A 19,625-nucleotide genomic window follows, 5' to 3' on the forward strand; every position below is an offset into this window, starting at 1 on the left:
TTCGGTGTTTAAAAACAACAAACTATAAGGAAAAGAAAAATGGCTAAGGGGCAATCTCTCCAAGACCCGTTTTTGAATGCGCTGCGCCGTGAGCGGATTCCTGTTTCTATCTATTTGGTGAACGGCATCAAACTGCAAGGTCAGATCGAGTCTTTTGACCAGTTTGTTATCCTGCTGAAAAACACCGTGAGCCAGATGGTTTACAAGCACGCCATCTCGACTGTCGTACCGGCCCGTGCCGTCAATCATCACCAGCCCACTCCGGGTGGCGCGGCTGATGAACAGGGTGATGCCGAGGCGTGATATCCCTGGGCGAGTCGACTCGCCAACTCAGATTCATCATGATTCCTGTTAAGGAGCAAGCGCTTGTTTGACCGTTATGAAGCTGGCGAACAGGCCGTTCTGGTGCATGTCAACTTCAGTGATGAGGGTGAGCGGGAGGATCTGGAAGAGCTCAAGATGTTGGTGAGCTCGGCCGGAGTCAATGCGCTGGGGGTAATTACCACCAGTCGCAGTGCGCCCAGTGCCAAATTTTTTGTCGGCAGTGGCAAGGCTGAAGAGATCGCGTCCCAAGTCCAGATGCTGGATGCCGACGTCGTCATCTTCAACCATGCCCTGACCCCTGCCCAGGAGCGCAACCTGGAGCGTCTGTTCCAGTGCCGGGTGGTGGACCGAACCGGCCTGATCCTCGATATCTTTGCCCAGCGCGCCCGAACCCACGAAGGTAAACTGCAGGTCGAACTGGCCCAGTTGCGCCATCTTTCCACTCGTCTGGTGCGAGGCTGGACCCACCTTGAGCGTCAAAAGGGCGGGATCGGTCTGCGTGGCCCGGGTGAAACCCAGCTTGAAACTGACCGACGTCTGCTGCGGGAACGCATCAAGGCGATTTTGCGTCGGCTCGACAAGGTGGCCAAACAGCGGGAGCAGGGACGCCGTGCCCGCAACCGCAACGAAGTGCCGACGGTGTCACTGGTTGGTTATACCAACGCCGGAAAATCCACTTTGTTCAACCAACTTACAGCTGCCAGCGTGTATGCTGCCGACCAATTGTTCGCAACTCTGGATCCCACCCTGCGTAAACTGGTGATCCGGGATGTGGGTGATGTGATTTTGGCGGATACAGTTGGATTTATTCGACACTTGCCCCATGATCTGGTCGCGGCCTTCAAGGCGACCCTGCAGGAGACCCGTGAAGCGGATCTGCTGCTGCATGTGGTGGACTGTGCCGATGAGCAGATGCAGGAGAATATCGACTCCGTGCAGCAGGTGTTGGCCGAGATTGAAGCCGATGACAGGCCCCAGCTGATGATCTGCAACAAGATCGACAAGCTGGCGGATCGTCCGGCAGGTCTGGAGCGAGATGACGAGGGGCGCCCGTTGCGCGTCTGGTTGTCGGCCCAGACCGGTGAAGGTTGTGAGCATCTGTTTACGGCGCTGACCGAATTGCTGGCTGGCTCCATGGTGCATCACACCCTGCAGTTGCCTCCTTCTGCCGCGAGATTGCGCAGTGCGCTCTATCAGCTGAAAGGGATTGAGCAGGAAGGTTTTAGCGAGGAGGGTGATTTCGTGCTGGAAGTCCGCTTGCAAGTGGCCGACTGGAACCGCCTCGTGAAACAGGAAGGTGAGAGTTTACAACGCTTTATCAGGCATTGATTCGTCGATGAAGATGAACCCTTAGGGGCTTCTCAATGTATGATGGCCCGATAGAGATGATATCCATCCGCATGTATTAATGGAGACGCTGATGGCTTGGAATGAGCCTGGTAACAACGGCAAAGACCGTGACCCTTGGGGGAATAACGGCAAGAATCAGGGACCCCCTGATCTGGATGAAATGCTGCGCAAAGTGAGTCGCCGTTTCGGTGGCTTGTTTGGTGGCGGCAAATCTGGCGGCGATGTAGGTCGCTTTGGTATCTCCATAGCGCTGGTTGTCGCTGTGGTGGTGTGGGTCGTCAGCGGCTTCTACACCATTCGCGAAGCGGAGCGTGGTGCCGTGCTGCGGTTTGGCAAGTTTTCCCATATTGTCGAGCCGGGCCTGCGCTGGAAGCCGACCTTTATCGATCAGGTGATCCCGGTGGACGTCGAGTCTGTGCGCTCCCTGCCTGCCTCCGGTTTCATGCTGACTCAGGATGAGAACGTGGTACGGGTCGAGATGGACGTGCAGTACCGTGTGGTCAATCCCGAGCAGTATCTGTTCAGCGTGACCAATGCCGACGAGAGTCTGGGTCAGGCCACCGATAGCGCCCTGCGCTACGTGGTGGGTCATACCCGGATGGATGATGTGCTGACTACCGGTCGTGAGAAGGTGCGTCAGGAGACCTGGCAGGTGATCGATGGCATCATCGAGCCCTACCAGATGGGTCTGCAGATCGTCGACGTCAACTTCCTGCCGGCACGTCCGCCGGAAGAGGTGAAAGACGCCTTTGATGACGCCATCTCCGCTCAGGAAGATGAACAGCGCTTCATTCGTGAAGCAGAAGCCTATGCCCGTGAAGTGGAGCCGAAGGCCCGTGGACAGGTGAAGCGTCTGGAGCAGGAAGCGGAAGCTTACAAATCCCAGATCGTGTTGAAAGCCCAAGGTGAAGTTGCTCGCTTCAACGAGCTGCTGCCCCAGTATCTGGCTGCCCCCGAGCTGACCCGTGAGCGTATCTATCTGGAAACCATGGAAGAGCTCTATCAGCAGGCCAACAAGGTGGTGGTCGACATGCCGGCTGGCAACAACAGCATGATCTACCTGCCGCTCGACAAGCTGTCTGGCAAGCCGAAGGCAGCCCAGCCTGATCGTGCCACTGTCGCCCCGGTCACAGAGCAGGTCCCCGTTTCCAACGAGGGTGCCAACTCTACCCCGACAATGCCGCTGCGTAGCGGTGACCGCTTCAGCTCAGGGAGAAACTGATAGATGAAAAAGCTAGCTATTGGTGCAATCGCTGTCGCGGCCATGGTCTGCTTCTCTTCTGTCTTTATCGTTGATGAAGGTCAGAAGGGGATTGTGGTGCAGTTTGGCAAGGTGAAGCGGGTTGACTCCGGTGAACCCCGCCTTTATGAGCCGGGCCTGCATTTCAAGGTGCCGCTCATCGACCAGGTTCGCAAGATGGATGCTCGCATCCAGACTATTGACAGCCAGGCCGACCGTTTTGTCACCTCCGAGAAGAAAGACCTGATCATCGACTCCTACGTGAAGTGGAAGATCGAGGACTTCTCCAAGTACTACCTGGCAACCGGTGGTGGCAACAAGCTGCAGGCTGAAGATCTGCTCAAGCGCAAGATCAATAACGGTCTGCGTTCCGAGATCGGTAACCGCACCATCAAGGACATCGTCTCCGGTGAGCGCAGTACCGTGATGGAAGATGCCCTGAAGAAGATGGCGCGCTCCTCCGAGCTCGGTATCAAGGTGGTGGATGTGCGGATCAAGCAGATCAACCTGCCGGTGGAAGTCTCCAACTCCATCTACCAGCGGATGCGTGCCGAACGTACCGCAGTCGCCCGTGAGCACCGCTCTCAGGGTCGCGAGAAGGCTGAAATCCTGCGTGCCGATATCGACCGCAAGGTGACCGTCATGATCGCCGACGCCGAGAGTAACGCTCGCCAGCTGCGTGGTGAAGGGGATGCGGAAGCCGCCAAGATCTATGCCGACAGCTACAAGAAAGACCCCGAGTTTTTCAGCTTCGTGCGTAGCATGGAGGCCTATCGCAAGAGCTTTGCCGGTGGCAACGACCTGATGGTGCTCAAGCCGGACAGCGAGTTCTTCCGTTACCTCAAGTCTCCTCACGGCACCAAGCAGTAATCGCCACGAGGTCACATTCAAAGGGTCTGCATTGTCAGACCCTTTTTGTTTTTGGTGCCAATGCCAGCCGTCGACCCAGGGGGCTGGTTGCATTGAAGGAGGTCGGATGCTGACATCCATGCTGATAGGTTTGGGATTGCTGCTGTTGTTCGAGGGGCTCGGCCCGTTGTTGATGCCCAGAGCATGGCAGCAGATGTTGCGGCTGCTGAGCGAGCAGCCACCGGAGCAGTTGCGCCGTATCGGCGGTTCGCTAGTGGTGGCGGGTAGCGTGATCCTCTGGATGCTGAGTCGCTGAGTCTGGCGCAATGCACTGTCCAGCAGATAGCAGACAATAAAAAAGAGGCCGAAGGCCTCTTTTTTCATCCATGTCGTTTACTCAGGCACTGCGCTGCACGGCCATGTGGGCCAGTGTTTCCAGCGCCTGTTTGTGCGGGGAGTCAGGCAGGATGGCGAGGGCGGCAATGGCCTTGTCGGCCTCTTCCCTGGCTCGCATGCGGGAGTACTCCAGCGCGCCGGTACGGTCGAGAATGCCGAGGATCTGCTCAAGATGCTCCATGCCGTTGCGGTGCTCGATGGCATCGCGCACCAGCTGGCGCTCTTCCGGCGTGCCCACTTCCATGGCACGCAGCAGCGGCAGGGTTGGTTTGCCTTCGGCCAGATCGTCGCCGACGTTCTTGCCCATCTCTTCGCTCTGGGAGCAGTAGTCCATCACGTCATCGATGATTTGGAACGCGGTGCCCAGATACTTGCCGTAATCGGTCATGGCCTGTTCGACGGGCTCCGGCTGATGGGTCAGCACGGCGGCGAGTCGGGTAGCGGCCTCGAACAGCTTGGCGGTCTTGCAGTAGATGACCGTCATGTAGCTCTCTTCGGTGGTGTCCGGATCGTTGCAGTTCATCAGCTGCAACACTTCCCCTTCGGCGATGGTGTTGGTGGCATCCGAGAGGATCTCCATCACCCGCAGGTTGGAGAGTTCGGCCATCATCTGGAAGGAGCGGCTATAGAGGTAGTCACCGACCAGCACGCTGGCGGCATTGCCAAACATGGCGTTGGCGGTCTCCCTGCCACGGCGCAGGTCGGATTCGTCGACCACGTCGTCATGCAGCAGGGTAGAGGTGTGAATGAATTCGATGATGGCGGCCAGTTTCAGGTGATCCTCACCCTCATAGCCCAGCGCACGCGCAGCCATCACGGTCAGCATTGGGCGCATCCGTTTCCCGCCGGCGCTGACAATGTAGAAACCCAGCTGATTAATCAGACTAACGTCGGACTGGAGTCGGGCCAGGATCAGTTCATTGACCGCCGTCATGTCGGCGGCACAGAGCGCACGGATAGTCTGTTGGTCCATAAGTCTCGTAACGTGACAGCAGCAATAACTGCGATTTTAGTAATGGCAGGGATTCTACACGATTTCACAATGGGTTACAGTTAGGCGTTTATCCACGGCGGCAGATATGCGCACAAAATAAACTTTTTGCTAAATTGGCCTTGCCTGAGCAGATCGATTTGCGTAGAATGCCCGCCCATTGTTATAGGTTTTTGCGCATGTCTAGCCTTGAGCAAAAGACATGCCTTTACGGAGTTAATCAAATGTACGCGGTATTCCAAAGCGGCGGAAAACAACACCGTGTGGCCGAAGGTCAAATCGTTCGTCTGGAAAAGCTGAACGTTGAGACTGGCGCTACCATCGACTTCAACGAAGTTCTGATGGTTGCTGCAGGCGACACTTTTAAAGTAGGTGCTCCTTTCGTTGAAGGTGGCAAGGTTGTAGCTGAAGTTGTGGCTCACGGCCGTGGCGAGAAAGTGACTATCGTCAAGTTCCGTCGTCGTAAGCACCATCGTAAGCAAGCGGGCCACCGTCAGTGGTTCACTGAAGTCAAAATCACTGGCATCAGCGCTTAATTAGAGGAGTCCGATAAATGGCACACAAAAAAGCTGGCGGTTCATCCCGCAACGGTCGCGATTCTGAAGCTAAACGCCTGGGCGTGAAGCGTTTCGGCGGCGAAACAGTTCTGGCTGGCAGCATCATCGTTCGTCAACGTGGTACCAAGTTCCACGCTGGCACCAACGTTGGTCTGGGCAAGGATCACACCCTGTTCGCTACCGCGACTGGTAAAATCCTGTTCGAAGTTAAAGGTCCGCTGAATCGTAAGTACGTTAGCATCGTTGCTGAGTAATTACGGACCGCAAGGATCCGAAGCCCCGCCAACAGGCGGGGCTTTTGTTTTTCTGACGTCTTTCTGATGTCGTTGACGAAAAAACGGAACGCAGCTGACTTTGGCTCTGACGGGCATGATTGGCAAGATGCGTATCGCCCGCAGGGGTCTGTACCACTATAATTGCGTATCGGTTTTTCGAATTAAGGTGACGGTTACCTATGAAGTTTGTTGATGAAGTCCAGATTCGAGTCGATGCCGGTGACGGTGGTAACGGTTGTGTAAGCTTTCGCCGTGAAAAATATATTCCCAACGGTGGTCCGGACGGCGGTGACGGCGGTGACGGTGGCGACGTATATCTGATCGCCGACGAAAACCTCAATACCCTGATCGACTACCGTTTCGAGCGTTTCCATGCTGCCGAGCGTGGCGAGAATGGCCAGAGCGCCAACTGTACCGGTCGCCGCGGCAAGGACAAGATCCTGCGCGTGCCGGTCGGTACCCGGGCGACCGATGAGGATACCGGTGAACTGCTGGGGGATCTGACCCACCACGAGCAGAAGCTGCTGGTTGCCAAAGGTGGTTTCCACGGTCTGGGCAACACCCGCTTCAAGAGCTCCGTCAACCGTGCTCCCCGCCAGAAGAGTAACGGTACTCCGGGTGAAGTGCGTACCCTGAAGCTGGAGCTGCTGCTGCTGGCCGATGTCGGCATGCTGGGTCTGCCCAACGCAGGCAAGTCTACCTTTATTCGCGCCGTTTCTGCGGCTCGCCCGAAAGTGGCTGATTACCCCTTCACTACCCTGGTACCGAATCTGGGTGTGGTGCGTGGTGAAAACTCCCGCTCCTTCGTGATCGCCGATATCCCTGGTCTGATCGAAGGTGCTGCCGAAGGCGCAGGCCTGGGTATCCGCTTCCTGAAACACCTCGAGCGTTGCCGCGTACTGATCCACCTGGTGGATATCTGCCCGGTTGATGGCTCCGATCCTGCTGAAAATGCCGTGACCATCGTCAAGGAGCTGGAGAAGTACAGCCCGGAACTGGCTGGCAAGCCGCGCTGGTTGGTGTTTAACAAGATGGATCTGATCCTGGAAGAAGAAGCCCAGGAGGTGATGGATCGCGTCAAGGCGGCCCTGAACCACGAAGGTCCGGTCTATGCCATCACTGCCATCAGCAAGGAAGGCACCAAGAAGGTCTGCTACGACATTCTGGATCTGCTGGATACCATGCCCCGTCAGCTGGCGGAAGATGCCAAAGACGCCATCGAGAAGGTGGAGTTCAAGTGGGACGACTACCACAAGAACCAGCTGGCCAAGGCTGAAGCGGAAGCACTGGCTGCATCTCTTGCCTTCGATGAAGGGCTTGATGATGACGATTGGGATGACGACGAAGATGATGGCGTTGAAGTCATCTACGTCCGTGACTGATCCCCGTCACTCTCATTGAAAACCGGAGCCTGAACAGGCTCCGGTTTTTTTATGTCTATCGAGCAGCAACTCATTAGATATATTTGTGATGTCACTTATTGCCTGCCACTGATAACCGATTATACTGCCCACCAAAATTAACAATAACGAAACAATCATCTGGCGATGTCGATTGAATCGATATGCGCCGCTGTATCTTATTGTTTTAATGGAAGGTTTGCCTGTGGAAATATTTATGCGCAGATTTCTGCCTTAGGGGCTTGTTTGTGCATTTTTTTAGAGTATTCTTGCGCCCGTTTTGCCGGTTAATGCATGAATACGCAGGTTGGCCGGGCTAGGGAAAAGTAACATTAGGGCAGTCATATCATGTTGGAAAAGAGTCTCGAAGCACCTGCGGTCAATACTCGCCGTAACTTGTTGATGTTTCTGGTTCCGTCACTTATCGGGATCCTGCTGTTCATGACGCCAGTCGTCTATGACGGTAACGTCACCATCCCGGTGGCCGTGCTTGCCAAGCTGGTACAGCTCGTTTTTGCCGATTATCTGGTCGCCATGGTCAGTGCGGTGATCACCACCACCATGCTGATGACGGTGATTGCCTGGCTGTTCAAACCAGCGATTCTGGTGCGTCGTCCTTTCCTCAACAGTTTGTTCAATGTCTCCCCTTTCTGGGCCTGCGTGCGGGTATTGGGCGGTATCTTCGTGCTGCTGACCTTCTTCCAGGTGGGACCTGAGGTGCTTTACTCCGGCGCAACCGGTGGACTGGTGCTCAACGATCTGCTGCCGGTGCTGTTCTCGGTCTTCATTTTTGCCGGCCTGCTGCTGCCGTTGCTGCTCGATTTCGGGCTGCTGGAATTTGTCGGCACCATGATGACCCGCATCATGCGTCCTGTCTTCCGGTTGCCGGGCCGCTCCGCAGTGGACTGCTTTGCCTCCTGGCTCGGAGATGGCAGCGTCGGCATCCTGCTGACCAGCAAGCAGTACGAAGGGAAGTTCTATACCCAGCGTGAAGCCGCGGTGATTGGCACCACCTTCTCTGCTGTCTCCATCACCTTCTGTCTGGTGGTGATCTCCCAGGTGAAGCTGGAGCACATGTTCGTTCCCTTCTACCTGACCGTCTGTCTGGCGGGGGTGGTCGCCGCCATCGTGGTGCCGCGTTTGCCGCCACTTTGCTGGAAGAAGGACATCTATGCCGATGGCACTCCCCTGTGCCGCAAGCAGGAAGCCGTGCCACACCAACACAGCGTGATGAGTTATGGCTTCGAGCGGGCGCTGACCAAGGCTGACAGCATGACTGATCTCGGCGCAGTCGCACGGGAAGGGGTGAAGAATGCACTGGATATGGTGTTTGGCGTGCTGCCGGTTGTGATGGCGATCGGTACCTGTGCCCTGATGCTGGCCGAGCACACCCCTATCTTCAACTGGCTTGGCGCCCCGTTTGTCCCCTTGCTGGAGCTGCTGCAACTGCCTGAGGCGGAAGCGGCGTCCAAGACCATCATGGTCGGTTTTGCCGACATGTTTATTCCGGCGGTGTTGGCCTCGACCATCGAGAGCGACATGACCCGCTTCGTGATTGCCGCCATGTCGGTCACCCAGCTGATCTATATGTCCGAAGTCGGCGCCCTGCTGCTGGGCAGCAAGATCCCGGTCAAGCTGTGGGAGTTGTTCGTTATCTTCCTGCTGCGCACTCTGGTCACCTTGCCGGTCATCGCCGGGGTGGCACACCTGCTGTTCTAAGGGCGCAGCGCAGTGAAAAACGGTCAACCTCGGTTGACCGTTTTCTTTTTCGCAGTAACGGGAGAGAGTCCCCCTTCGGTTGGCTCAGCCTGTAGTGACGGGACACTGGATGGTCAGGGAGTGGACTGTGTTGGCGATGCGATAGGGCTTGGCTGCTTTGTAGACCTTCTTCTCGTCGTCATAGCTTCCCCCCAGATACTGGGTGCTGTAGAGCGTCTGCTGGCGGCGGTCGGTCTCCTTGTAACCTTGCGGGCAGGTCTGGTTGGCCTGCTGGAAGCAGGCTTTCATGCTGCTGCATTCGATGTAGAAGCCGCGCTGGCTGGTATCGGCAAGGTGCACCGGGGTGACGGTGGGGGCGGGGGGAGACAACAGGGCGCAGCCGGAGAGCGTCAGCGCGCCCAGCAGAACGAGATGTTTTGACATAGATAACCTGAACAGTGTGGTGTGACAAAGAGTGAGGGGGAGTCTGTTGCTCCCCTTTCGCTATAGGGGCACCGTTATAACCAGCCGGGGACGCTCAGGCCAGCCCGCAAATGTAAGAAAATATGATCCCCCCGGGCTTGCGCGGCCAGCAGGATGAGCGTTCGAACAATACTTGCCTGAGATTTGTTCCGTTCGATTGCTGCCGCCTGGCAGGCAGAGTGTGGCAGGAGATAGTGATTCATTCAGGTATCCCGTGCTACATTGCCCCACTTGTTACTGGCCTGTAAATCAATGGAGTGAACCATGTCTGCCATCCCCTATTCCGTGCTCGATCTGGTGCCTGTTGCCGAAGGTTCCGTGCCTGCCGAGTCGTTTCGCCGTTCACGGGATCTTGCCCGCCATGCCGAGGGTTGGGGTTACCAGCGCTACTGGCTGGCCGAACATCACAACATGCCGGGCATTGCCAGTGCCGCCACCTCGGTGCTGATCGGCCATCTGGCCGAAGCCACCACCACCCTGCGGATTGGGGCGGGTGGCATCATGCTGCCGAACCACTCGCCGCTGGTGATTGCCGAACAGTTTGGCACTTTGGCTTCGCTCTATCCCGACCGCATCGATCTCGGCCTTGGTCGCGCCCCCGGGACCGATCAGCGCACCATGCGGGCGCTGCGGCGAATGCGCAGCAGCGAGGTGGATGATTTTCCGGCCGATGTGCGCGAGCTGATGAGCTACTTTGGCGACGATATTGGCGCAGTGCAGGCGGTGCCCGGCAAGGGGCTGCATCTGCCCATCTGGCTGCTGGGCTCCAGCCTTTACAGCGCGCAACTGGCGGCGGCGATGGGCTTGCCGTTCGGTTTTGCTTCCCATTTCGCTCCCGCCATGTTGCTGCAGGGGCTGGAGATCTACCGCAGCCAGTATCGCCCCTCTGCTCGCTGGCCCAAGCCCCATGCGGTGGTCTGCATCAACATGATCGCCGCCGACAGCGAGCGGGAGGCACGCTTCCAGTTCACTACCGTGCAGCAGCAGTTCTTGCGCCTTCATCGCGGTGATGCGGGCAAGCTGCCCGCGCCGGTCGTCCAGCTTGGTGACGAGTGGGCGCCCCGTGAGCTGATGGCGATGGAGCAGACTCTGGCTCGCTCGCTAGTGGGCAACCCGGAGCAGGTTCGTCATGGCCTCAAGGCGCTGCTGGCAGAAACCCGTGCCGATGAGCTGATGTTCAATGGGCCCATCGTCGATCATCAGGCCCGACTGCGCTCCTTTGAAATTGCCGCCGAGCTGATGCAGAGCCTGTAAGCCATGACGAACCCTACTGTCGCGGTGGATGGGCCGTATTGGAATCCCATGGTACCGGAGCTGTCGGTTACCGACCTGACTCGATCTCTGGTTTTCTATACCGGTTTGTTGGGCTTCTCGGTCCGCTATCGGCGCGATGACCCTCCTTTTGCTTATCTTGAGCAGCAACAGATACAGCTGATGCTGGAGCAGGTACATCCGGCGGGTTGGCAGGTCGGGGCGCTGGAGCCACCGTTCGGTCGGGGAATCAATCTGCAGATGGAGCTGACCGAGATCCAGCCGCTACTCGACCGCTTGCAGGCCGCCGGGATTGCACTTTTCCGGCAGCCCACTGAGGTCTGGTATCCAGTGGGCGAGATGCTGGCCGGGCAGCGCGAATTTTTGCTGCAGGATCCCGATGGTTATCTGTGACGGTTTGTGCAATATCTGGGGGAACGAGCGGCTGACTGACAAGATAAAAATCTTAACCATCTGATTTTAAAGGACTGTCAGATGTATGTCGGCTATCTGTCGTGTCACCTTTCGTGGCGCAAGCCCTATGCTGTCCCTGTCAATTACCACAAGGAGTTCGAGATGATCGTCAGGAAGTTGAGATTGCAACGGGGTTGGTCTCAGGATCAGTTGGCAACGTTGACTGGTTTGAGTGTCCGCACTATCCAGCGGATCGAGCAGGGGCAGCAACCCGGACTGGAATCTCTCAAGGCCCTGGCTGCCGTCTTTGAACTCGATGTGGCTCAACTGGATGGATCAGAGCAACAGGAGCGCGAGATGAGAGGAAGTGACACTATGGGGCAGGATGCGGTGCAGGTATCGGCAGAGGAGCGGGCGGCAATGCGCTATGTGGAGGAGCTCAAGGGCTTCTATCACCATGTCGCCAGCTACGTGGTGGTGATCTGCGGGCTGTTTGTCATCAACTACCTGAGCAATCCGGAGTACATCTGGGCCTGGTGGCCAACCCTGGGATGGGGGCTGGGACTTGCCTCCCATGCTGTTCGGGTGTTTCAGCCCTTCAAGCTGTTTGGCCCCGAGTGGGAGCGGCGCCAGATCGAGAAACGGTTGGGGCGCAAGTTGTAATCTCAAAGCAGTCACATATCTGCCCATATTTATAGGATAGTCTCATAACTAATATCCATGAGTATGGGCTCATCCAAAAATGTGACATGATTGTATTTTGATATGAAGGCTGAAAAAATTTTTCTCGCGAACATTTGGTTTTTAAATAAAGTTTATAGGTAGCGCTCACCATTTGATGACATTGTTTTATTTATTAAGGACGATGACATGTTGCTTATTCAAATTGTAACTGAGACTCCTATATGGGTCTGGATTTTGTTTGTATTTCTCATAACCACAGGCATAAATGCATTAAGTGATAGAGAAACAAACATTGAAGGGTTATTCATTATGCCATTGTTTTTTCTCCTCTGGGGAGGATTCACAGTGATTGATAATCTGGCTTTTTTGTTCTGTGGCTTTGCTTCGATGATGTCAGGGTTAATAGCTGGCTCTTATATTGGCTGGCGCCACTTTAGCGATGGACCTCAGCTGAAGCGTAAAGAAGGTACTCATTTAATTATCTGGCCCGGTACATCATGGGTCCTCGTTTTCGTAATAATTACTTTCATTATAAAGTATGCGTTGAATGCTTTTTTAAATATGGAGCCTTCTTTAAGATTCTCATTATGGTTTAATATCATCTTTGGTGTTTCAAGTGGATTGATTAGTGGGGTTCTTTGGGGCCGCACAGTGAATTTTTACTTAACATATCGAAAGACCTATTTATGTGGCTAACTATGCTCAAAATAACTTGATTACAGTTAAAAATTAAAACCATTAAATGATCTGCTTTAATAATATTATTCGTCATGTATCAGTTAATATTATATTGGTATAAAAGTTCGCTGTACGAACGGCAAGCCTTTGCTTAATTAGTGAAAATTATCGGTTATTAATGTAAATAGCAGAGTAAGAGAGCCCGGCAAGTTGCCGGGCTCTCTTTTTGGTTCAGGTCTTTGCAATCACTGCCCTAGCTGGCGTGAGTGGGGCAGGGGGTGGCAAAGAGGGCATCATCCTCGTAGCGCCACAGGGTGAGGCTGTTGCCCCAGACACAGCCGGTATCGAGCGCCTTGATATCGCTCTTGCCGGTGTTGCCCATCAGGGCCGCCCAGTGGCCGAACACCAGAATGGGGTCATCCACGTGGTGTTCGCGCTGTTCGAACCAGGGACGCAGCCCCGGGGTCGACTCCTTGGGCCCCTTCTTGCATTTGAAGTCGAGACGACCGTCGAAATAGCAGAAGCGCATCCGGGTGAAGGTGTTGATGATGTAGCGGTAGCGGTCGATCCCGACCAGATCATCTTTCCAGCCATCGGGCTGGTCGCCGTACATGTTGTGCAGCAGCCAGCTGTACTGGTCACCGCGCAGCAGGCTCTCTACCTCGCGGGCGCAGTTGCGCGCGGTGCGGACATCCCATGCGGGGGAGATCCCGGCATGCACCACCATGATGGGGAGATCCGGATGTTCGGCCAGTAGCGGGCGGTGGCGCAGCCACTCCAGCAGTTCATCCCGATCAGGGGCATCCATCAGGCTTTGCAGCTTGTCTTTCTTCTTGAGCGGTGCAACGCCATCGGCGACCGCCAGCAGGTGCAGGTCGTGGTTGCCGAGCACGGTAACGGCGCGGTTGCCCAGCCCTTTGACAAAACGCAGGGTATTGAGGGAGTCCGGGCCGCGGGCGACCAGATCGCCGCAGAGCCAGAGCACGTCTTGGTCGGGATCGAACGCGGCAAGATCCAGCAGACGGCGCAAGTCGTCGTAACAGCCCTGGATGTCACCGACAAAACAGTTCGCCATGAAACCTCAGTTGATAATATTGGGGATAGCCAGCGTGAAGGGGGCGATGGGCGCCTCAAACTGCTGACCAGAGCCATCTTGCAGGGTATAGCTCCCTTCCATCACCCCAAGCGGGGTCGCCAGCGGCACGCCGCTCTGGTAGCGGTAGGTCTCACCTTCGGCAATGACGGGTTGTTCCCCGACCACGCCCGAGCCTGCCACTTCCAGCATTTTGCCATTGGCATCGGTGATGAGCCAGCGCCGATGCAGCAGTTGCACCGGGCCGGGCCCCAGATTCTCAATCTCGATCAGATAGTGAAACTGGTAAGGGTCTTTGGAGCCCGCCACATACACGGGGTATGGGCGGATCTCGATGTGCGGGAGTGCCACAGGATCAGGCCTGTTGCTGATCCGCCAGCCAGTTGGCGATCATGACAAACTGCTCGAGGGAGAGATTCTCCGGGCGCAGGTTGCCATCGATACCAAGCTCGGTCAGCTGGGCGTCGGTGATGAAGTTGGAGAAGCTGTTGCGGATGGTCTTGCGACGCTGGCCAAAGCCTTCGGTACAGACGCGATTCAGACAGCGAATGTCTTTTGCGACTATGGTCGGATTCTTGTGCGGGATCAGGCGAACTACGGCAGAGTCCACTTTCGGCGCTGGTTTGAAGGCGCCCGGGCCCACTTCCAGCACCGGCACTACCTGACAGTAGTACTGGGTCATCACGCTCAGGCGGCCATAAGCCTTGCTGCCCGGGCCTGCTGCCAGACGCAATACCACTTCCTTTTGCAGCATGAAGTGCATGTCCTCAACCCGGTCGGCAAATTCGCACAGGTGGAAGATGAGCGGGGTGGAGATGTTGTAGGGCAGGTTGCCGAAGATGCGCAGCGGCCCCTTGCCTTCACCCATCAGGGTGCCGAAGTCGAAACGCATGGCGTCCGCTTCGATGACGGTCAACTTGTCTTTGAGGGTCGGGTGCTCGCGCAGGCGCGCAGCCAGATCCCGGTCAAGCTCGACCACGGTCATTTTGTCCATCTGGGCGGCGACCGGCTCGGTCAGCGCGGCCAGACCCGGACCGATCTCCACCAGATTCTGACCCGGCTGCGGGTTGATGGCGGCGACGATTTGATCGATCACATACCGGTCGTGCAAGAAGTTCTGACCGAAACGCTTACGGGCCGTGTGGCCCATGTGCACCTTACTGCTCATATCTTTTTTTCTCTACCATCTTGATGGCGTGGTTAATCGCGGTGACAAGGCTGCCCGGATCGGCCAGGCCCTTGCCTGCCAGATCCAGCGCAGTGCCGTGATCCACCGAAGTGCGGATGAAGGGAAGCCCCAGGGTGATATTGACCGAACTGCCGAAGCCCTTGTATTTGAGCACAGGCAGCCCCTGGTCGTGGTACATGGCGAGTACCGCATCCGCATCCTTGAGGTATTTCTCCTGGAACAGGGTGTCGGCCGGCAAGGGGCCGACCAGATCGATCCCTTCCTGGCGCAGGGTGGCCAGGGCGGGTTCGATCACGTCAATCTCTTCACGTCCGAGATGGCCACCTTCCCCTGCGTGGGGGTTGAGGCCGCAGACGTAAATACGGGGTTTGGCGATGCCAAACTTGGTGGCGAGATCCTCGTTGAGGATCCTGATCACCTTGCCGAGGCGATCCTCGGTGATGGCCATCGCCACATAGGCCAGCGGAATATGGGTGGTCGCCAGTGCGACCCGCAGCCCCTCGGTGGCCAGCATCATCACCACATCGGCGGTGTTGGATTGCTGGGCAAAGAACTCGGTGTGGCCGCTGAACGAGACCCCGGCCTGGTTGATGATCCCCTTGTGCACCGGCCCGGTCACCACGGCGGCAAATTCGCCGCTCATGTTGCCATCGCAGGCACGCTGCAGGGTCGCCAGCACATAGGCGCCATTGCCTTCGTTCAGCTCGCCCGGCACCACGGGGGCGCCGAGGGTGACCGGACAGACGGTCAGAGTGCCCGCCCGCTGGGGGCGGGCAGGGGCAGCGGCATCGTAGGGCTCAAGCTCGATGGGCAGCCCAAGCAGGGTTGCCCGCTCGCGCAGCAGCGCCGGATCGGCGATCACCACCAACTGGTGGGGCCAATCCTGCTGGGCAATCTGCAGCACCAGATCCGGGCCGATCCCGGCCGGTTCGCCCGGGGTAACGGCAAGGCGACGGCAGCTCATCAGCTACCAGCTCCTTCGATCTGGATGTAGGCCTCGTCACGCAGTTCATCCAGCCACGCCTGGGACTCTTCCACGAAGCGGCGATTGTAGATCAGCTGGTAGGCGCGCTGCTCCTGAGCCTTGTCGGTCGCATCCTGGCTGCGGCGATCTTCCACCTGCACGATGTGCCAGCCATGGCTGGTACGGAACGGGGCACTGATCTGGCCCGGTTGCAGACGGTTGACCATGTCGCGGAACTCGGGGACATAGACGTTGGGATCAGACCAGCCCAGTTCGCCACCCTGCACCGCAGAGCCCGGATCTTCGGAGTACTTCTCTGCCATGCTGGCGAAGCTGGCCTTGGCGCTCTTGATGTCGTGCAGAATGCCATCCAGCATCCCCTTGGCTTTCTCTTCGCTCAGGATAATGGACGGCTTGATCAGGATATGGCGGGCTTTCACCTCGGTCTGCATCACTTGCTGCTGACCCTTGGTGTCGAACACTTTGACGATGTGCAGGCCGGCGCCGGAGCGCAGCGGGCCGACGATGTCGCCCTTCTGGGCACCCTGTACCGCTTCGGCCATCAGGGTCGGCATCTCTTGCGGGCTCATCCAGCCCCAATCACCCCCTTCCAGCGCCTTGGGACCATTACTCTCGGCAATGGCCAGTTTGCGGAAGTCGGCACCTTGCTTGAGGGCGGCCAGAATGCGCTCGATCTTGCTCTTGGCGGCATCCAGCTGGGCGGCTGTGGGGTTGTCCGGCAGGGCAATCTGGATATGGCCGACGTGGTATTCGTTCTGCTGTTGACCCTGTTTCTTCAGGATCTCCACCACCTGCTTCACCTCCTGCTCGGAGATGTTGATACGGCGGCGCACCTGGTTGCGGCGCACCTCGTTCATCAGGATCTCGCGGCGCACCTCTTCCCGATACTGGGCATAGGTCATCCCTTCACGTGCGAGCTGGGCCCGCAGCTGATCCAGGGTCATCTTGTTGTCGGCAGCGATGCCCTGAATAGCCTGTTCCAGCTGGGTGTCGCTGATCTTCAGCCCCTGGCGCTCCGCCAGTTGCAGCTGCAGGCTCTCCTGGATCAGCCGATCCAGCGCCTGTTTGCGCAGGGTGGCATCGTCAGGCAGGGACTGGCCGCTCTCCTGGGCGGAGAGTTTTACCTTGTTGACCAGTGCGTCCTGTTGGCTGGACAGCACCACGTCCTTGTTGACCACGGCCAGAACCTTGTCCATCAGCTCGGGCGCAGCCAGTGCGGCCTGGCTCATGGCACCGAACATTCCCGCGGTCAGCAGGGCAATCAGGGTCTTTTTCATATCCATCTCTCAAGGCTGGGCCAGCATCATTGCTGGCCTTTCAGATTAAACGGGCGAACATAGGGCAACAGCTCGGTATCCAGGGTGACGCTGCGGCCACCGGTACCCACGCTGCCAAGTCCCTTCATTTCAAACTGCAGACCAATGACTTTTTCCGAAGTGGGCTTCAGGGTGACGTTGTCCGGCTGATTGTGCCACTCCAGGCTCATGTTGATGCTCCAGCAGCAGGAGTCGTATTTGACACCGATCTTGCGGTCAATGTTCACATCCTGCTTGATGTCACGGTAGTAACCGCCATACATCTGCCACTGATCGGCGATCGGCGCCATCATCACCAGACCCGCCTGGCTCAGATCTTCTGCCAGTGCCGTGTTGGTCGGATAGCGATAGTCCAGGTTGCCATCCTTGATGTAGCGGTAGTTGACCTGAGTGGTCAGCTTGCCGGTTCGGTACTCGACTGCACCGTTGCCAGCCGTAAATTCACCCTCGGAGGTATCGTACTGGGTCCCCGCGTGGGCAAACCACTCATCGGTGATCCGGGCATCCCCCTCGAACGAGAGCAGGGAGCGAGCGTTGGTGCTTTCCGGATTTGAAGGGTAGAGGCGCACCTTGGGTGGTGTCATTTCGAAGGCCTGGGCCACCGCCAGACGCAACCGTTCATCACCTACATTGTCATAGACCCGGCTGGTCAGGCCAACGGTGACCCGATTGGCATCGCTGATGCGGTCGAGACCGGCAAAGCGGCGATCACTGAACAGGCTGTAGTAATCCTGACGGGTGGTGGTGGAGTCGTAGATCCCGATCTCGTCCTGATTTTTGTAAGGGATATAGAGGTACTGGAACTCGGGTTCCAGGGTCTGGGTACCCTTGCCATCATACCAGTCGAGTGGCCGATCGAAGTTGACGCCCCCCTTGAGGCGGAAGGAGGGCAGAGTGCGGGTAATGGTGCCCTCTTTCAGGGTCAGCTGTTTGCTGTCTGCATCGGTGAAGCGGCTGCGGTCCTGGCTAACCAGATTATCGGGTACCTCCTGGTTGTAGGAGGTAAACATCAGCTTGTACTGACTGGTCAGGTAGTAACCCGGTGCATCCACCAGGGGCACGGTCAGGGTTGGCGCCAGATGCAGGCGGGTAGCGGTATAGCGCTCACCTGCTTGCAGAGTGGCGGCACTGCCACTGTCATAGCCAAACTTGGTCAGTTCACTGTTCCAGGCCAGATCGAACCACTTGCCTTGCTGATAGTAGTTGTAGTCGATACGCGGCAGCATCTCGTGGGGCAGCAGTGCATATGGGCTCAGGATCTGGTAGCGGCGCACCTCGGAGGTGAGGTTCCAGTTAGGCTGGTAATAGCCGGCGGTAAAGGATTGCTGCAACTGGCTGTCGACCTGAGTGCCCACTTGCGGGCTGAAGTCGTTGAAGTAGTTGTAATCCTTGTCGCGCACCTGGGTGTAGTCGATACCAAAACGCAGGCTGCCATCCATCAGGGCGGAGCCGTGACGGACGTTCATCAGGTAGCGATGGCCATCGGACAGGCCCGCCAGACTCGGATTGCTCGGGCTGTACTGCTTGTCATCCGCCAGATTTTCAAAATAGAGGGTGCCGGTGTGGGCAGGGTCCGGCATATAGCGGAACTCCACCTGCTCCATCAGGCCGCGTTTGTCCATAAAACGGGAGGTGATGGTGGCATCATAGTTGGGGGCAATGTTCCAGTAGAAGGGCTGGGTGATATCCATGCCGTTGCTGGAGCTTTGCTTGTAACCCGGGTAGAGCAGACCGGTCTTCCGCTCATCCTTGATGGGGAAGTTGATATAGGGGAAGTAGAACACCGGGTAGTCATAGAGCCAGAGGCTGGCATTCCAGGCTTCGCCGAACACCTCTTTCTGGTCGATGTCGATGCTGCCCGCCTTGAGGGTCCACACTTCCTGACCGGGGGGGCAGGTGGTGTACTGGGCCCCCTCCATGGTGATGTTCTGGTTGTTGTTGGTCATCACCACGCGCTTGGCAAAGCCGCGCACCGGTGAGCCATGCACCTGATACTTGCCCTCTTCCAGCTCGGAGTTCTTGGTATCCAGGTTGGATTTGAGGGTCTTGTCGCTGGTGACGGTCACCTGACCGTCGTTGTAATAGATGTTGCCGATGGCGATGACATCCCGGCTCTTCTGGTCGAGCTGGGCATAGTCGGAGTCAAACTTGCGAACACCCTGACGAACCTTGACGTCGCCTTCATAGACGGCGGTGCCGCCCTGTTTGGCCTCGAGACGGTCAGCATCAACCTCGACCGGCTGTGCGTTGGCATCCTGATCCGATGCAGGCTTCTCTATCTTGGGAACATAGTCATAGCAGAGACTATCGAGAATGCCGGTGGCTGGCGGCGCTTCGAACGGAGCCGCCTGCACCATCATAGAGGTGAGTGCGGGGGCCAGGCTGATAGTCAGGGCGATGGGATAGCGGTACCCCAGTGTCCATTTTGTCATGTGAAAGACTCGTGCAATCC

Annotated in this window: 21 protein-coding genes; 13 read left to right on the forward strand and 8 right to left on the reverse strand. The window is 57.2% G+C overall.

The window, feature by feature from the left end; genetic code table 11:
* The first annotated feature begins 39 nt into the window (after window positions 1–39).
* The 5 genes from hfq (at window position 40) to AB5Y99_RS10780 (ending at window position 4,079) form a co-directional block, all read left to right on the forward strand.
* Entirely contained in the window at window positions 40–303 is a 264-nt protein-coding gene (gene hfq / locus AB5Y99_RS10760; protein ID WP_005339045.1) for an RNA chaperone Hfq, read from the forward strand.
* A 63-nt stretch (window positions 304–366) separates the two neighbouring features.
* Entirely contained in the window at window positions 367–1,653 is a 1,287-nt protein-coding gene (gene hflX, locus AB5Y99_RS10765; protein ID WP_005339043.1) for a ribosome rescue GTPase HflX, read from the forward strand.
* A 91-nt stretch (window positions 1,654–1,744) separates the two neighbouring features.
* Entirely contained in the window at window positions 1,745–2,896 is a 1,152-nt protein-coding gene (gene hflK / locus AB5Y99_RS10770; RefSeq protein ID WP_040065047.1) for an FtsH protease activity modulator HflK, read from the forward strand.
* A 3-nt stretch (window positions 2,897–2,899) separates the two neighbouring features.
* Entirely contained in the window at window positions 2,900–3,784 is an 885-nt protein-coding gene (gene hflC / locus AB5Y99_RS10775; RefSeq protein WP_005339038.1) for a protease modulator HflC, read from the forward strand.
* A gap of 106 nt (window positions 3,785–3,890) precedes the next feature.
* The gene (locus AB5Y99_RS10780; protein WP_194496634.1) at window positions 3,891–4,079 is read left to right on the forward strand and encodes a DUF2065 family protein; all 189 of its coding nucleotides are present in this window, start codon (window positions 3,891–3,893) and stop codon (window positions 4,077–4,079) included.
* Between the two features lie 81 nt (window positions 4,080–4,160).
* Here AB5Y99_RS10780 and ispB read toward each other — a convergent pair whose 3' ends face one another.
* Complete coding sequence (ispB, locus tag AB5Y99_RS10785; protein ID WP_019444890.1) at window positions 4,161–5,132, reverse strand: octaprenyl diphosphate synthase; 972 nt, start codon at window positions 5,130–5,132, stop codon at window positions 4,161–4,163.
* A gap of 242 nt (window positions 5,133–5,374) precedes the next feature.
* Between ispB and rplU the strand changes: the two genes are divergently transcribed.
* The 4 genes from rplU (at window position 5,375) to AB5Y99_RS10805 (ending at window position 9,101) form a co-directional block, all read left to right on the forward strand.
* Window positions 5,375–5,686: a 50S ribosomal protein L21 gene (rplU, locus tag AB5Y99_RS10790; protein WP_005304210.1), complete on the forward strand. Its 312-nt coding sequence runs from the start codon at window positions 5,375–5,377 to the stop codon at window positions 5,684–5,686.
* A gap of 17 nt (window positions 5,687–5,703) precedes the next feature.
* The gene (gene rpmA / locus AB5Y99_RS10795) at window positions 5,704–5,961 is read left to right on the forward strand and encodes a 50S ribosomal protein L27 (RefSeq protein ID WP_005339028.1); all 258 of its coding nucleotides are present in this window, start codon (window positions 5,704–5,706) and stop codon (window positions 5,959–5,961) included.
* Window positions 5,962–6,161: 200 nt separating this feature from the next.
* On the forward strand, window positions 6,162–7,364 hold the full coding sequence (gene cgtA, locus AB5Y99_RS10800) for an Obg family GTPase CgtA (RefSeq protein WP_005339026.1): 1,203 nt from the start codon (window positions 6,162–6,164) through the stop codon (window positions 7,362–7,364).
* 366 nt (window positions 7,365–7,730) lie between these two features.
* Window positions 7,731–9,101, forward strand: coding sequence for a YjiH family protein (locus AB5Y99_RS10805; protein WP_259584039.1), 1,371 nt, complete (start codon window positions 7,731–7,733; stop codon window positions 9,099–9,101).
* Window positions 9,102–9,185: 84 nt separating this feature from the next.
* On the opposite strand, the gene AB5Y99_RS10810 is transcribed toward AB5Y99_RS10805, so the two are convergent.
* Complete coding sequence (locus AB5Y99_RS10810) at window positions 9,186–9,524, reverse strand: hypothetical protein (RefSeq protein WP_149153552.1); 339 nt, start codon at window positions 9,522–9,524, stop codon at window positions 9,186–9,188.
* Window positions 9,525–9,827: 303 nt separating this feature from the next.
* Here AB5Y99_RS10810 and AB5Y99_RS10815 point away from each other — a divergent pair, with 303 nt between their 5' ends.
* From AB5Y99_RS10815 to AB5Y99_RS10830, 4 genes are all read left to right on the forward strand, one after another.
* A complete protein-coding gene (locus AB5Y99_RS10815) occupies window positions 9,828–10,817 on the forward strand; it encodes a luciferase-like monooxygenase (RefSeq protein WP_368209691.1) in 990 nt (329 codons plus the stop codon).
* A 3-nt stretch (window positions 10,818–10,820) separates the two neighbouring features.
* Window positions 10,821–11,228 carry a bleomycin resistance protein gene (locus tag AB5Y99_RS10820; protein WP_368209692.1) on the forward strand — a complete coding sequence of 136 codons (408 nt, stop codon included), beginning with the start codon at window positions 10,821–10,823 and terminating at the stop codon, window positions 11,226–11,228.
* Between the two features lie 162 nt (window positions 11,229–11,390).
* Window positions 11,391–11,891, forward strand: a complete 501-nt coding sequence (locus AB5Y99_RS10825) for a 2TM domain-containing protein (RefSeq protein ID WP_021231934.1) — start codon at window positions 11,391–11,393, stop codon at window positions 11,889–11,891.
* 207 nt (window positions 11,892–12,098) lie between these two features.
* Window positions 12,099–12,608: a DUF6622 family protein gene (locus AB5Y99_RS10830; RefSeq protein WP_201298798.1), complete on the forward strand. Its 510-nt coding sequence runs from the start codon at window positions 12,099–12,101 to the stop codon at window positions 12,606–12,608.
* Window positions 12,609–12,843: 235 nt separating this feature from the next.
* Here the strand turns inward: AB5Y99_RS10830 and AB5Y99_RS10835 are convergent, their stop codons facing one another.
* Genes AB5Y99_RS10835 through lptD form a run of 6 tightly spaced genes read right to left on the reverse strand, consistent with a single transcriptional unit; the run spans window position 12,844 to window position 19,605 of the window.
* Entirely contained in the window at window positions 12,844–13,665 is an 822-nt protein-coding gene (locus tag AB5Y99_RS10835; protein WP_368209694.1) for a symmetrical bis(5'-nucleosyl)-tetraphosphatase, read from the reverse strand.
* Between the two features lie 6 nt (window positions 13,666–13,671).
* A complete protein-coding gene (apaG, locus tag AB5Y99_RS10840; protein ID WP_150998434.1) occupies window positions 13,672–14,034 on the reverse strand; it encodes a Co2+/Mg2+ efflux protein ApaG in 363 nt (120 codons plus the stop codon).
* A gap of 4 nt (window positions 14,035–14,038) precedes the next feature.
* Window positions 14,039–14,851, reverse strand: coding sequence for a 16S rRNA (adenine(1518)-N(6)/adenine(1519)-N(6))-dimethyltransferase RsmA (gene rsmA / locus AB5Y99_RS10845; RefSeq protein WP_005339016.1), 813 nt, complete (start codon window positions 14,849–14,851; stop codon window positions 14,039–14,041).
* A complete protein-coding gene (pdxA, locus tag AB5Y99_RS10850) occupies window positions 14,841–15,836 on the reverse strand; it encodes a 4-hydroxythreonine-4-phosphate dehydrogenase PdxA (protein WP_193861301.1) in 996 nt (331 codons plus the stop codon). Before pdxA ends, rsmA begins: the two co-directional genes overlap by 11 nt.
* Complete coding sequence (gene surA, locus AB5Y99_RS10855) at window positions 15,836–17,134, reverse strand: peptidylprolyl isomerase SurA (RefSeq protein WP_368209696.1); 1,299 nt, start codon at window positions 17,132–17,134, stop codon at window positions 15,836–15,838. Before surA ends, pdxA begins: the two co-directional genes overlap by 1 nt.
* A gap of 26 nt (window positions 17,135–17,160) precedes the next feature.
* Entirely contained in the window at window positions 17,161–19,605 is a 2,445-nt protein-coding gene (gene lptD, locus AB5Y99_RS10860) for an LPS assembly protein LptD (protein WP_069526578.1), read from the reverse strand.
* Between the last annotated feature and the right edge of the window lie 20 nt (window positions 19,606–19,625).

The sequence above is a fragment of the Aeromonas sp. R4-2 genome (genome assembly GCF_040908295.1).
GTDB lineage: Bacteria > Pseudomonadota > Gammaproteobacteria > Enterobacterales > Aeromonadaceae > Aeromonas > Aeromonas veronii.